The 13,405-nt window shown below is 39.1% G+C and carries 12 protein-coding genes; 11 read left to right on the plus strand and 1 reads right to left on the minus strand.

Translation table 11 applies throughout. The features are described 5' to 3' along the window. Positions 1-58: 58 nt before the first annotated feature. The 8 genes from BM000_RS10680 to BM000_RS10715 all read left to right on the plus strand — a co-directional run bounded on the left by BM000_RS10680 (position 59) and on the right by BM000_RS10715 (position 7,902). Entirely contained in the window at positions 59-1,291 is a 1,233-nt protein-coding gene (locus tag BM000_RS10680) for a Zn-dependent hydrolase (RefSeq protein ID WP_177178276.1), read from the plus strand. A gap of 15 nt (positions 1,292-1,306) precedes the next feature. Continuing rightward, the gene (locus tag BM000_RS10685) at positions 1,307-1,909 is read left to right on the plus strand and encodes an NAD(P)H-dependent oxidoreductase (RefSeq protein ID WP_091497962.1); all 603 of its coding nucleotides are present in this window, start codon (positions 1,307-1,309) and stop codon (positions 1,907-1,909) included. A gap of 191 nt (positions 1,910-2,100) precedes the next feature. Next, a complete protein-coding gene (locus BM000_RS10690; protein WP_091497966.1) occupies positions 2,101-2,991 on the plus strand; it encodes a phosphate ABC transporter substrate-binding protein in 891 nt (296 codons plus the stop codon). 117 nt (positions 2,992-3,108) lie between these two features. Further along, positions 3,109-4,026, plus strand: a complete 918-nt coding sequence (gene pstC / locus BM000_RS10695; protein WP_091497969.1) for a phosphate ABC transporter permease subunit PstC — start codon at positions 3,109-3,111, stop codon at positions 4,024-4,026. A 3-nt stretch (positions 4,027-4,029) separates the two neighbouring features. Further along, the gene (gene pstA, locus BM000_RS10700; RefSeq protein WP_091497974.1) at positions 4,030-4,872 is read left to right on the plus strand and encodes a phosphate ABC transporter permease PstA; all 843 of its coding nucleotides are present in this window, start codon (positions 4,030-4,032) and stop codon (positions 4,870-4,872) included. 24 nt (positions 4,873-4,896) lie between these two features. Beyond that, entirely contained in the window at positions 4,897-5,670 is a 774-nt protein-coding gene (gene pstB / locus BM000_RS10705; RefSeq protein WP_091497989.1) for a phosphate ABC transporter ATP-binding protein PstB, read from the plus strand. 212 nt (positions 5,671-5,882) lie between these two features. Next, the gene (locus BM000_RS10710; RefSeq protein ID WP_091497992.1) at positions 5,883-7,463 is read left to right on the plus strand and encodes an ATP-binding cassette domain-containing protein; all 1,581 of its coding nucleotides are present in this window, start codon (positions 5,883-5,885) and stop codon (positions 7,461-7,463) included. Further along, entirely contained in the window at positions 7,456-7,902 is a 447-nt protein-coding gene (locus tag BM000_RS10715) for a helix-turn-helix domain-containing protein (RefSeq protein WP_218144096.1), read from the plus strand. The genes BM000_RS10710 and BM000_RS10715 overlap by 8 nt, the downstream gene beginning before the upstream one ends. A gap of 83 nt (positions 7,903-7,985) precedes the next feature. Here BM000_RS10715 and BM000_RS10720 read toward each other — a convergent pair whose 3' ends face one another. After that, the gene (locus BM000_RS10720; protein ID WP_091497997.1) at positions 7,986-8,876 is read right to left on the minus strand and encodes a LysR family transcriptional regulator; all 891 of its coding nucleotides are present in this window, start codon (positions 8,874-8,876) and stop codon (positions 7,986-7,988) included. 117 nt (positions 8,877-8,993) lie between these two features. Between BM000_RS10720 and BM000_RS10725 the strand changes: the two genes are divergently transcribed. The 3 genes from BM000_RS10725 to BM000_RS10735 all read left to right on the plus strand — a co-directional run bounded on the left by BM000_RS10725 (position 8,994) and on the right by BM000_RS10735 (position 13,268). Beyond that, positions 8,994-9,773 (plus strand): class I SAM-dependent methyltransferase, encoded by a 780-nt coding sequence (locus tag BM000_RS10725; RefSeq protein WP_245751634.1) that lies wholly within the window; start codon positions 8,994-8,996, stop codon positions 9,771-9,773. A 121-nt stretch (positions 9,774-9,894) separates the two neighbouring features. Beyond that, the gene (locus BM000_RS10730) at positions 9,895-10,587 is read left to right on the plus strand and encodes an ABC transporter ATP-binding protein (RefSeq protein ID WP_091498000.1); all 693 of its coding nucleotides are present in this window, start codon (positions 9,895-9,897) and stop codon (positions 10,585-10,587) included. Next, positions 10,584-13,268, plus strand: coding sequence for an ABC transporter permease (locus tag BM000_RS10735; protein ID WP_091498002.1), 2,685 nt, complete (start codon positions 10,584-10,586; stop codon positions 13,266-13,268). The genes BM000_RS10730 and BM000_RS10735 overlap by 4 nt, the downstream gene beginning before the upstream one ends. Positions 13,269-13,405 lie beyond the last annotated feature (137 nt).

Here is a 13,405-nt window from a genome sequence, read left to right on the forward strand (position 1 = left end):
CTAAATACTAAGTCGTAACCTATAGCGTGGTATAATGAATAGATATAGGAGGCTTAACATGATCATTAATTGTGAACGACTATGGAAAATGATTCAACAGTTAGGCGAAATTGGCCGAACTGAGCAAGGAGGCTTGACGCGCTTAGCCTTTAGCAAAGAGGAGCAAGAAGCCAAGCAATTATTGCGGACTTATCTGGAAGCTGCACATTTAACGGTATATGAAGATGCAATGGGTAATTTCTTTGGAAGGTATCCTGCTGAAGCTGCTGAAGCTGAAACCTTACTGATTGGCTCACACATTGACACGGTCTTTAATGGTGGCAAATTTGATGGTGCAGCAGGCGTATTAATTGGAATTGAGGTTCTTAGGACATTAGCTGAGCAAAACGTAACATTACCTTTTCATGTCGAAGTTGTTGCCTTTACCGATGAGGAGGGTGCTCGTTTTTCATCAGGAATGCTTGGTAGTCAAGCGTTCATCGGGCAACTTACTCAAACAGACCTTGAGAAGTATAGTGATCAAGCGGGTATACCTTTAGTGGATGCAATGATTAACCAAGGCTATCAACCTATTCAATTAGCAAAGGCGAAGAGAGATCCAGAAAAGCTAAAGGGCTATTTAGAAGTACATATTGAGCAGGGCAAGGTTCTCGAAGAAGCAAATGCCCCCGTTGGCTTGGTAACAGGAATTGTCGGTTTAAGGTGGTTAAAGATAAACCTAAAGGGTGAAGCTGGCCATGCAGGTACAACACCCATGCATTTGCGTAAGGACCCACTGGCCTGTGCCGCAGAGCTTATTACGTTTATCGAAGCGTTAATTAAACGGGAGAATCAAGCTGTTGCTACCGTTGGACAACTATCGGTTAAACCTGGTGGTATTAATGTGATCCCAGCAGAGGTTGAATTTACAGTTGATTTACGAGATCTATCTGATCAAAAGTTAGACAGGCTTGTTACTGAGATTGAAAAAAAGGCCGAGCGTATTGCTGAAAAAAGGGGAATTGCAACAGAGCTTAACGTTATTGAGATTTCTAAAGCCGTGCACACGACAACGACAGTTACTGAGTTAATGGAGACAGTAATGAATGAACAACAGTTACCTTGTATTAAACTACCAAGTGGTGCTGGCCATGATGCCATGATCCTTGCACAAGTCACACCGATAGGCATGATTTTTGTCCGAACGAAGGAGGGCATTAGCCATCATCCAGCGGAATTTGCGACAGCAGACGATTTAGCTATTGCTGCTCAGGTACTTTATGACACGATTATTAAAATGGCTTGCTACTAAAGGAGAGATCAGACAATGAAAGCGTTAATTATTTTTGCTCATCCACGTGAAGAAAGCTTTTCACATGCATTGCTTGATACTGTGACCAAAGCATTACAAGCAAAAAACTATCAAGTTACGGTTAGAGATTTATATGCTATGAATTTTAATCCTATTTTGCAAGGAAAGGATGCCATTCATATAGAAGATGGTCAATTTGTCCGGGAACAGGAGGATTTTCCAGATGAGATTAAGCTAGAGCAACAGTTGATGTTAGCAAGTGATCTCTATATTTACATTTTCCCAATCTGGTGGAATGGCATGCCGGCAATTATGAAGGGTTATATTGATCGCGTCTTTCAGCATGGCTTTGCCTACAGCTTTGATGATCCAGCCGTTCGTGATCAGTTCTTGGGTAAACGCGCGTTATTTCTTACGCCAACCGGACAGCCACAATTAATTGACGGGGAAGAGAATCCCTTAAGTGTTGCGATTAAAACAGTGACCTCAGGTTGGTTGTTTAATAGTAATGGTGTTGAAGTGATTGATCATATCTTTTATGGTCGAGTGCCATATTTAACACGAGCCGAGCTTGAAGATTATCTAGAAGATACAAGACAAATTATTAACAAGCTATAATATACCATTTAAAGAAGCAGGTAGTGACTTTAAGATTACTACCTGCTTTTTTTCGTTTATTAACATACGTTAATAAATTCATAAACATTTACATAAACCTTACATTGGCTTAACGATGGATTAATGATCATCCCCTATACTAGGCTTGTAAAACAAATTAAAAAAGCGTTTGAGAGGGGATTAACTAAGTTATGAAAAAGTTCTTAATGTTAGTATTAATTTCAATGTTTGCTGTCACTCTACTAGCAGCATGTGGGCAAGATACAGATGAAGAAGTAAATGGTGATGATCCAGTTGAAGAAGAAGTAGAAGATAACGGAGCTGCTGAAGAAGAGCCAGAAGCTGATGGTTTAGAAGGTACGATTACAATGGCAGGTTCAACATCGGTACAACCACTTTCTGAAGAATTAGCAGCAGCATTTATGAGCATTCATCCAGATGCACGCCTGGAGGTTTCTGGTGGTGGTTCAGGTGCTGGGATTACTGCAGCTCAGGACAATGCCGCTGATTTAGGTGCTGTGTCTCGTGAAGTAGCTGACGATGAAACTGGCATTGACGTACACACAATTGCAATTGACGGTATCGCGATCATTGTACATCCTGATAATCCGGTAGCCGATTTATCAATTGAGCAAATTCAAGCTATTTTCTCTGGTGGAATTGTAAACTGGTCTGAAGTTGGTGGAGACGATGAGGATATCGTTGTCGTCAGTCGAGAAGAAGGTTCTGGAACACGTGGTGCATTTGAAGATATCGTTATGGGTGAAGAAGAGTTGGTTGCAACTGCTATTATTCAAAACTCTGGTGGGTCTTTAAGAGAATCGGTTGCAGCTGATCCAAATGGTATTGGTTACGTATCATTGGGTGGCTTAAATGATACGGTAAAAGGTCTGCAAGTAGACAGTGTAGATCCAACTGCTGAAAATGTATTAGCTGGTGATTACACAGTTTCAAGACCATTCAACTATGTCTCTAATGATTCAGAACCTTTAAGTGAATTAGCACAAGCATTTCTAGATTTTGTCTTGAGTGGGGAAGGTCAAAACGTAGTTGAAGAACAAGGATTTATTAAAGTTAACTAAACAATTTTACAAAATTAAAATGGTTTTAAGAACGGGGTAGTTTTAACTACCCTGTTCTTTCCTCTTGTTAGAACATACAACATTAGCTGACTGAAGGAGTCGTGTGGTGATGAAACAATGCAACAAACGTTAAAAAAGAAAGCCGCTAATTTGGAAGAGAGAATTGTGAAAATAATTTTGATCATAATGGCATTAGCATCTGTATTTTCAATCGGGTTAATAGGATTCTTTCTGTTTAAAGAAGGATTGCCATTTGTCTGGAATTATGGAATAACCAATTTTTTGTTTGGAACAACATGGAACCCAACTAATCAAATTTACGGGATTTTCCCTATGATTATTGGAACGGTGTTAGTAACGATTTTAGCTATTGTAATCGGTGCACCAATAGGTATAGCAGTAGCTGTATTCTTAGCAGAGGTTGCACCAGCAAGGCTGACACGAATCATTAAACCAATGGTTGATTTACTAGCGGGCATTCCATCTGTTGTATATGGTCTCTTCGGGATCGTCGTCATTCGTAGTATGATTCGATCTTTAGCACATGGTCCGTTGGGCGAATATTTACCTGGAACTTATCAGACGGGTTATTCTGTGTTAGCTGGTGGTATTATTCTTGCCATTATGATTTTACCTACAATTATTACCATTTCTGCAGATGCCATTAGAGCAGTACCTAAGGAGTACAAGGAAGCTGCGCTCGGATTAGGCTCAACGGACTGGCAAAGTGTGTATTCGGTTGTTGTTCCAGCTGCCAAGTCTGGGATTATAACATCAATTATTTTAGGTACAGGTCGTGCTTTAGGTGAAACAATGGCGATTATCATGGTAGCTGGAAACACAGTACAAATTCCTGAATTCGGTTGGCAAGGTATTTTTGCGCCGGTGCGAACGCTTACTGGGAATGTTGCGCTTGAAATGGGCTATGCCGGACCTGAGCACCGTCAAGCTCTGTTTGCAACAGGGATCGTGTTATTTATTTTTATTATGATCTTAAATTCTATTACCCTAGCTTTAGTAAAGAAGGAGCATTAAATCATGTCAAAAGTTAAACGTAATCAGATTATTGCTTATAGTTTATTAAGCTTAGCTGCGGCACTGACCGTGACGATCCTTCTTGCCATCGTTTTTTATATAATGAGTCGTGGTCTTGCCATGATAAATTTAGCGTTTCTTCTTGAAGAGCCTCGTCGGATGGGCGCAGAGGGCGGTATCTACCCGGCTATACTCGGGACGGTTTACTTAGTTGGGGTCACGTTACTACTGGCAACACCAATTGGAGTTGGGACAGCCATCTATCTTAATGAATATATTAGAGAAGGTCTGTTTAAAAAAGTTATTCGCTTTACGACAGAAGCATTAGCAGGTATTCCATCAATTGTTTTCGGTTTATTTGGCTTTATATTCTTTGTTATCTTACTAAGAGATATAACAGGAGGCTGGTCAATTATCTCGGGATCATTAACGGGAGTCATGATGATTTTACCTGTCGTTATTCGTGCCTCAGAGGAAGCATTGCGCAATGTTCCTAATCCTTTAAGAGAAGGAAGCTTAGCATTGGGTACAACCCGATGGTATACCATTAAGAAAATTGTGTTACCACTAGCTTTCCCAGGTATTTTAACAAGTTTAATTTTGTCAATTGGTCGGGTCGTTGGTGAAACAGCCGCATTTTTACTAACATTAGGTGGAAGTTTGTTAATTCCACGAACACTATTCGATGGAAGCCGAACACTTTCCTTACACCTTTATATGGTTGCCATGGAGACGGGAAATATGGATATGGCGTTTGGAACAGGTGCTGTTTTAATTATTCTCATTATTATCATTAACTTTTTAGCAGGCGCATTGTTTAAAAGATTGATTAAGCGCTTTTCATAGTAAGGGTTTAGGGAGGAACGACGTATGACTGAGCAGACAAATAAGTCAATTAAGATCGAGGTCAATCAGCTTGACTTCTTCTATGATCAGAAGCAAGCTTTAAATAAAATCTCACTTGAGATACCAGAGCAAGAGGTATTTGCCTTAATTGGTCCATCAGGGTGTGGGAAATCGACGTTCTTAAGAACATTGAATCGACTAAATGATTTAATTCATAAAACAAGTTTAAAAGGTAAAATTAAAATTGATGGTGATGATATTTATCACTCGAGTATTGATGTGGTTCAACTACGAAAATCAGTTGGAATGGTGTTTCAAAAGCCGAATCCTTTTCCATTCAGTATATATGATAATGTTGCTTATGGTCCCCGAGCAAATGGGATAAAAAAACGAGAGCAGCTTAATGCAATTGTTGAGAAGTGTCTTCGTCAAGCCGCCTTATGGGATGAAGTGAAGGATCGCCTTGATGATTCAGGTACTAGTCTTTCCGGTGGTCAGCAGCAACGTCTTTGTATTGCACGCGTGATGGCAGTTGAACCGGATATTATTTTAATGGATGAGCCAACTTCAGCCCTAGATCCGTTAGCAACATTGAAGGTTGAGGAGCTTATTCATGAGTTAAAGCAAAACTACACAATTGTCATTGTCACCCACAACATGGAGCAAGCTGCGCGGGTTTCAGACAAGACCGCTTTTTTCCTTGATGGTGTCGTTGTCGAGGTTGGTGAAACAGATCAAATTTTCACCAATCCGAAAATGAAAGAAACTGAGGATTATATAACAGGGAAGTTTGGATAAGTCATACAAACCAGTTATTGTTTCTTAAAAAAACAGTAACTGGTTTTTTTTTGGCTTACTAGTTATTTTTCATTGCGTGTATCGGTTAGTTACTATGTGAATGTGTTTAAAACCAAACCAGTTCATCATTTTCCTATCAATAAAGAAAAAGATTAAAAAAATTAATAATTAAAATTATAATAATAGGAAAATTAGTGAAATGAGGGGTTAAGTTGAAAGAAATAATTAAGCTTAACAAAAGATTTATATTATTAAGTAGTATTGTAGTCATTTTAACTTCAATTACGGCCTTGATAACACCGCTTATTATTCAAACTCGAAATGAAAATAACCTTTCTACAAAGACATTTTTTTATATCTTTATTGCAGTGGCAGTATCTTTTTTATTACAAATCATTGCTCAAGTTTATAGGGAGAATTATGCAGCAAAATTTAATACTAATTATTTATTTAGTCTTGTGCAAAAAATGGTTAATATGACGTATGATTCTTATGTTCAATTAGAACCAACTTATTTAATTAGCCGTATTAATAGTGCAGTTGATTCATTGTATTTGTTCTTTATCACGAGTTTTCCTGCTGTCATTAAAGCGTTTATCATGCTCGTCTGTTCCCTTATATTGGCCTGGTTCATATCATGGAAAATCAGCTTGGTAATGTTTTTTCTAATTCCGCTAAATTACTTTGGTTTTAAGCTTATCAATAAGGAGTTAGCAATAAGAATGGATAGGATGCAAAGAAGCTCAGCAGTTGCAACAAAAGATTTAGTTGTTACCTTGTCTAATATTGATTCCGTAAAGGCAAATATGGATACTAAAGTATTAAATAATTTGTTGTCCTGCAAGGTTGAAGCTATGTACAGTAATCTGGCAAACACCAACAAATTTGCAGGAACAACAAGTGCAACAATAGGCTTTCTAAATCAAGCTGTTCAAAATTTTGTTTATCTCTGGACGAGTATTTTAATCGTAAAGGGTGAATTTCAAATTTCAAATTTAATTATTTTAAGTATTGTGTTCCCATTGTTTTTTAATGCACTTTCAGAAATTAATAAAATTAATATTGATTTCAGATCACTCCTAACTTCAAACAATTTTCTTAAAGAAAAGCTGATAGCAAACATTGAAAAAGATGGAGAACGCATTATTAATAAAATAAAAAGTATAGAATTTAACAACCCTTCATTTGATCTTAATGGTAACCAATATAGTTTTAATATTAAAGCAACAATTGTACCAGGCAATGTTTTATACTTAAGTGGTCCTTCTGGAAGTGGAAAATCATCGTTACTAAAGTTACTATTAAAATTCAGAGACTCAGCTGGAATTAAAGTTAATGGATATGCTATAAATGACATTCAAAATAATTCTCTTAGAAATAAAATAGCGTATTTAGCTCAAGAAACTACCATTCTATCAACGAGCATTGAGGAGAATATTGCCTATGGAAAAAAACTAACGAATAACCAAAAAGCTTTTTTAAAAAGCACAAAAATTCTTGATCCAATTCTTAAAAATAAGGAGTGGTCAACTGTTTTGGTAGAGAATGGAAGTAACTTATCTGGTGGTGAGAAACAGCGGATTGCAGTGGCAAGACTATTATTAATGGAGGCAGATTTATACATAATGGATGAGATAACAAGTAGCATTGATCAATTGTCTGCTACAGCAATTTTTGAAGCTATCTTAGCCTATAATAAGAACAAGATTATTATCTTTACTTCACATGACAAATTGAACAAAAAGTATGCTAATCGTGTAATAAGTATAGAAAGGGAAGATGAAAATGGTTGAACTGTATTCAGTAGAAGAATTAGCAAATGAATTAAACGTCACTTCGCGTACAATTAGAAACTACCTTAGAGATGGAAAATTAAAAGGAAGCAAAATTGGTGGGCAATGGCGTTTCACCAAAGAAAATCTTCACGAATTCGTGGGGCGTGATCAATTAATTGATACCAAGAATGGCCTTGCTTATCGATTTCTAGAAGAAGAAAAAATAAGTAATACTGCCCTAACCATACTAGACTTTTCATTACAATCAATAAGCAATCTTGAATTCCTAGTAGAATCAGTAACTTCTTATTACAACGATGTGTATGAAGGTGAAAAAAGAGTTTTTCAGTATCATTTATTAGCCCCCCACACTGCAAGATTTACCTTAAGTGGACCGCCCGCTTACGTTTTAGGGTTAAGTAAGGTTATTTGCCAACTTGTTGATAGAATAGAGTAATCAATATTCTCCTCTTTAAGAATAAATAGCAGCATTACATTACAAATAAAGCACTGTAAAACGCTAACGTAATTAAAGTTTTTTTAACTTTCAATTAGATTAATAAAGTTATAAAACAGGGAAATTATTTGTGAGGGTTGCTCGTGTTGTCTTGTTCCAATCGCAATTTTGTTTATTACAGTTATGTTGGGTACATAAACACGAGCAAGCATGCCCTGCTTGATAGCATCTTCAACAGCCAATGCTGAAACAAAGTTAGCGCCGTACCCGGCGATAACGGCTTGAATGACTTCATGGAGACCATTAAATTGCAAGCCAAAGTCAGGCTTTTTTACCCCGTGAGCTTGGCAGAGCGATAATAAGCGTGCACGGGTAGAGCTACCCTGCTCGCGCATGACAAACGGCTCCTGCATAAGCTCAGCTAATGCAACGGTTTGGTTGGCAAGATGATGGTTAGCAGCAACGACAAACCACAGCTCATCCTCGGTAAGAAGCTTCCAGTTAATACGAGGTGATTGATCCTCACTACTTCCCCCGAAAATAGCTAAATCGGCATCATAGCATTCGACTAATTGACCAGCTTCAGTCGAATTTGTTGTGGTTACAATTATTTCAATATCTGGGTATCGTTGCTTAAAGCTAGCAACCCACCTAGGTAAAATAAAGTTAGCTGGTAAATAAGTTGCTGCGATATGGAGTTTGCCCTTTCTCCCTGCCTTATGCGCTTCAACTAAGCTAATCAGTTCACGTTCGTGATTAAATAGGATAGCCGCATGACTTGCCAGCTCTATACCAAATGATGTTGGTTCTAACCCTCTGCCCTGCTTATTAAAAAGGGAAATACCTAACTCCTGTTCAAATTTTTTTAGCTGAGTAGAAACCGCGGGCTGACTAACGTGTAGCTCGGCAGCTGCTTTCGTTATACTGTCAAATTTCATAACATAATAGAAGATTCGTAAGCCATGTAAATTCATTTGTCCCTCCCTAAACTTAACTTAAATTTATGTTTTTATAAAATATATGTATTTTATTTATGTGTAATTGTAGTATACAGTTTAGTTATAGGTAAAACAATTCTAAGGAGTGTGTTAATGATGACAAAAGCTAATTTTCCTCAATATGATTATAATTTTCATGGTGCAGGCTATCATAAGCAAAGGCAGACTGATCCAAGAATTGCTGACTATGTCTTTGCTGAACTTAGCGAAATGGATACAGTATTAAACGTTGGAGCAGGAGCTGGTTCGTATGAGCCTGATAACGCGTATGTTGTCGCTGTTGAACCTTCCCAAACCATGCGCCTTGAGCGGAGTATGTCTGGTAAATTTCCAGCTGTAAATGCTGTAGCTGAGCAGCTACCATTTGATGATCAATCCTTTGATGCGGTTATGGCAATGGTGACTGTTCATCATTGGCATGATATTAATAAAGGGCTAGCAGAGTTAAAGCGTGTCACCAAGCATAAGGTAGTCATGCTAACCTTCGATCCAGCTAAGCTAGATCGACATTGGAATGTTGATTACTTTAAAGACGTAGTTGCAGCTGAAGTACAGCGGTATCCAAGTATAGCGGATTTGGTTGAGAAATTAGCAGGTAATGCTACTGTCATACCAGTGCCTGTTCCCTTTGATTGTGTTGATGGCTTTCAGGATGCCTTTTATGGCAAGCCAGAGGCGTTTCTAAAACCTGAAGTACGAGCTGCGCAATCTGCGTGGGGCTTTGTTGACAAAGACACAGAGCTAGCCTACGTAAAAAGATTGAAACATGATCTTAATTCAGGTGAATGGGATCGAAAATACGGACACTTTCGTAAAATGACAAGCTTTCAGGGGGGCTTGAGTCTGATTGTTGTCAACTATAGCAAAAAATAAATATAGGTTACTACAAAGGATTTAGATCAATTAAATAACCTACCTGTCTCTGTAATATTTAGTGGCTAAATAAGGTAATTAATGGTACGATAAGTATTACAATAAGTGATGGAGGTATCATATGGTTTCCCAAATTGAATGTGTTGATCTCACAAAGTCATATCAGGGTGACGGAGTTGAAACGACAGCTGTTCATAAGCTTAATCTCTGCTTTAAAAAAGAAGAGTTTACTGCTGTAATCGGTCCATCTGGATCAGGCAAGTCAACGTTGCTAAGCATGCTTGGAACGCTAGATCGACCGACTAGCGGTCACCTTCTTTATGATGGCAAGGCGATAGGAACAAAAGGTAACCGACTTGTGGCGGACTTTCGCTTTGAGCAAGTTGGCTTTGTCTTTCAGCAGTTTCACCTTTTGCCGACCTTGAGTGTGCTAGAAAATGTGTTAACACCGTTATTTGGAAGAAAGGTGTCCTATGATAGGCAAACCCGAGCAAAGGAAGTGCTTAATTATGTAGGTTTGTCAGATAAGTTGACTGCATTACCTTCTCAATTATCTGGTGGTCAGCAGCAACGAGTCGCCATTGCACGTGCGGTCATTCATAAGCCAAGCTGGTTACTAGCAGATGAGCCGACTGGTAACTTAGATAGTGAAGCGGGCGAGCGAATTTTCAGTCTACTGAGACACTTACACAAAGAGGATGGCTGTGGTGTTGTTTTTGTTACCCATGAATCTCAATTAGCAGAACGAGCAGGACGAATTATCTCCATGCAGGATGGCTGTGTGATCAGTGACCGAGTGGGTAAACTGAAATGATCCGTTTTATTTGGCAAAACTGGAAGCGTAAAAAAGAACGGCTCTTTTTACTACTGTTCGGTGTCTTGGTTATTGCAGCGGGATTGTCCTATTTAGTCGGATTATCTGATCAAAATCAAGTGACAATTACCGAAGAACTTCAGCAACGCTGGCAGTCCTCCTATCATATTGTAGTCCGACCGGTAGCTAGTAGAAGCGAAACGGAACGGGATCAGCTCCTCGATACCAATTTTTTAAGTGGTATTTCTGGTGGAATTTCATTCGCTCAGTATGAGCAGATTAACAGGATATCAGGAGTTGAAATTGCCGCACCCATTGCGTTTCTTGGACATGTCCATTTTTTCTTAAAACTGGATGATCCGGATTTACCTGAACAAGGCCTCTATCGTTTCACGCGCAAAAACATAATGGGTGATGGCATTAACCAGTTAACGGACACCTTTACAGCTTATCAATCCGTTAATCAACATCCAGGAGATCCGAGCATTTTTTCACCCTATTATGCTCCATTTGGTGAAGGGACAAACCCAATCATGCAGTCACAGTTGATGGCTGCAATTGATCCGGTGCAGGAAGCCGAACTGGTTGGCCTTGATCAGGCTATTCTAGCTGTTGGTGATAGTCACTATTTCGATCTAGCTGATGATGTAAGTCCCCTTACTGAAGAGACAATCTATGAATTGCCGGTTTTAATAAGTAATCATTCCTATACCAATTCTGAGCTTATTTATACCTATGAAAAGCTTGATGTCCCGATTGATAACGATGAGAGTCCGTCCCAAATTTATCAGCAACTCGAAGCGTTAGGTGGGGAAGCTTACTTAGATGAGCTAGTCGGTGAACGAGTTGAACAATTTCATTATAGTGATGATCAGTTGTTCACCTACTTTGCCAATAGCATTTCAGGTTATCACTTAGAGACAGGTGAGCGCTACAATGAAAATTTATTAGTTCAGGATTACTTTAATTTAGTAACGCAAGTAGCACCGTTAGCTTATCAGCAAGAACAAAGCCCGTACCCAGAGCAGTGGCCACATGCCTATCAGCTACAAACAGTTAATATTGACGTTGCAATTAGTGATCAGGAAAGCTTCACTGGCTATCGTGATGAAGTAAGTTATGAGCAATCGTTACCTTTTATTGAGCCGCAGTGGATTGGCTTCTATGATCCAGGGCTGTTGGCAATCACACAGGACCCATCTACAGAGCTTCCAATGGAAACGTATCGCCCAATTAGAGCGGAGCTTGTACTGGATCCAGAATTGCAGCCCATTAATCCACCCCGTCTGTTAGAGCCAATTGGAGCAGGCCAAAGCTTTCTGACCAGTCCACCAACTATGCTGACAACGCTTGAATATGCGGAACAACTTCTTGGCGATGAAATCATTTCTGCCATTAGAATTAAAGTTGAGGGTGTTGATGATTTAGTAGAGCAGAGTCAGATGAAATTGGAGCAAATTGCTAACCAAATTGAACAAGAGACGGGCTTGATTACCGATATTATGCTGGGTTCTTCACCCCAACAAACACTGGTATATGTGCCTGAATCAGACACCGATGCAACGGAAGGATGGTTTCAGCAGCCGTGGATCAAGCTTGGTGCTGCTATGACCATATTTCGTGAAGCAACGCTCGGCTATAAGACTATTCTGATTATGGTTATTGCTGTAGCCGTCATGTACGTTTGGGCATCTGGATTAATTAGTCTTCAAGCACGAAAGAAGGAACTAGCGATCCTTTTAGCCGTCGGATGGCGTCCAAGTCAGCTCGGTAAGCTTTTACTGACTGAATCCGCTATGCTAGGAGGGCTAACTGCACTTGTTTCTTGGCTAATTCTCGGTTTTAGCTATTGGAGTGAAGGGGTTAACTTTTCCTCAGTTCGGTTTGTGTTAACAGGTGTAATCGGTGCGGTTATTTATCTACTGGGTTCAATTTTACCGATTACCTTAGCTATGAGGCTTTCACCAGCACAGACAATGCAACGAGGGGAAGTCGTCACAGCTAGCAAAATGCTTTTCCCGACAAAGGGTATCGTGACAATGGCGACTAATTATTTTTTTCGAAAATGGAAACGGTACATTTTGTCGGTTCTGACGATTGCTTTACCGTCAAGTTTGTTAGCAGTATTTTTATCAATTACATTACGACTTCAAGGGGTCATGTATACGACCATCCTTGGCGAATACATTGCAGTTGAGGTGGGGCAAGTTCAATATATAGCAAGTATAGCTGCCCTTATTATCGCATTACTAACAAGCGTTGAAATGATGTGGCAAAATGTGAGTGAACGTCAGCCAGAGCTGGCCCTATTAAAAGCACTTGGCTGGCGGAATAATCAGGTGCGCTTCCTTATTTGGTTGGAAGGCTTCTTAACTGGCTTTTTTGCTAGTCTCATTGCCATTATGCTTTCATTATCCATTAGTGCATGGCTTGAACAGGCATGGACAAGTGCCCAATTGAGCGACTTGCTATGGGCTGGACTAATCCCACTTGCAGTTGGATTAATTGGCGCAGTTATTCCCGCCGAGAGAGCGATTCATGTCACACCGATTAATGGTTTGCGGTCAGGCTATACGAACCGAGCAATACTAGAGAGATGGTTGAAGTGGCTATTTATTTTACTGGCGTTAGGTTTAGTGATTATGCTGGCTTATCTCATTTACTTGTTGTTTGGTAGATGATATCACTGAGTTTTTAATTGAATACGTCATATCGCCTCCAAATGCTATCTTGGAGGTTTTTTTAAAGTATTAGCGTGCAAATAACGTTCTAATCGTTAATCTGAAAATTTTTTCAAGTAAAATAAAAAAAGTAAAAC

The sequence above is a fragment of the Amphibacillus marinus genome, from assembly GCF_900110345.1.
GTDB lineage: Bacteria > Bacillota > Bacilli > Bacillales > Amphibacillaceae > Amphibacillus_D > Amphibacillus_D marinus.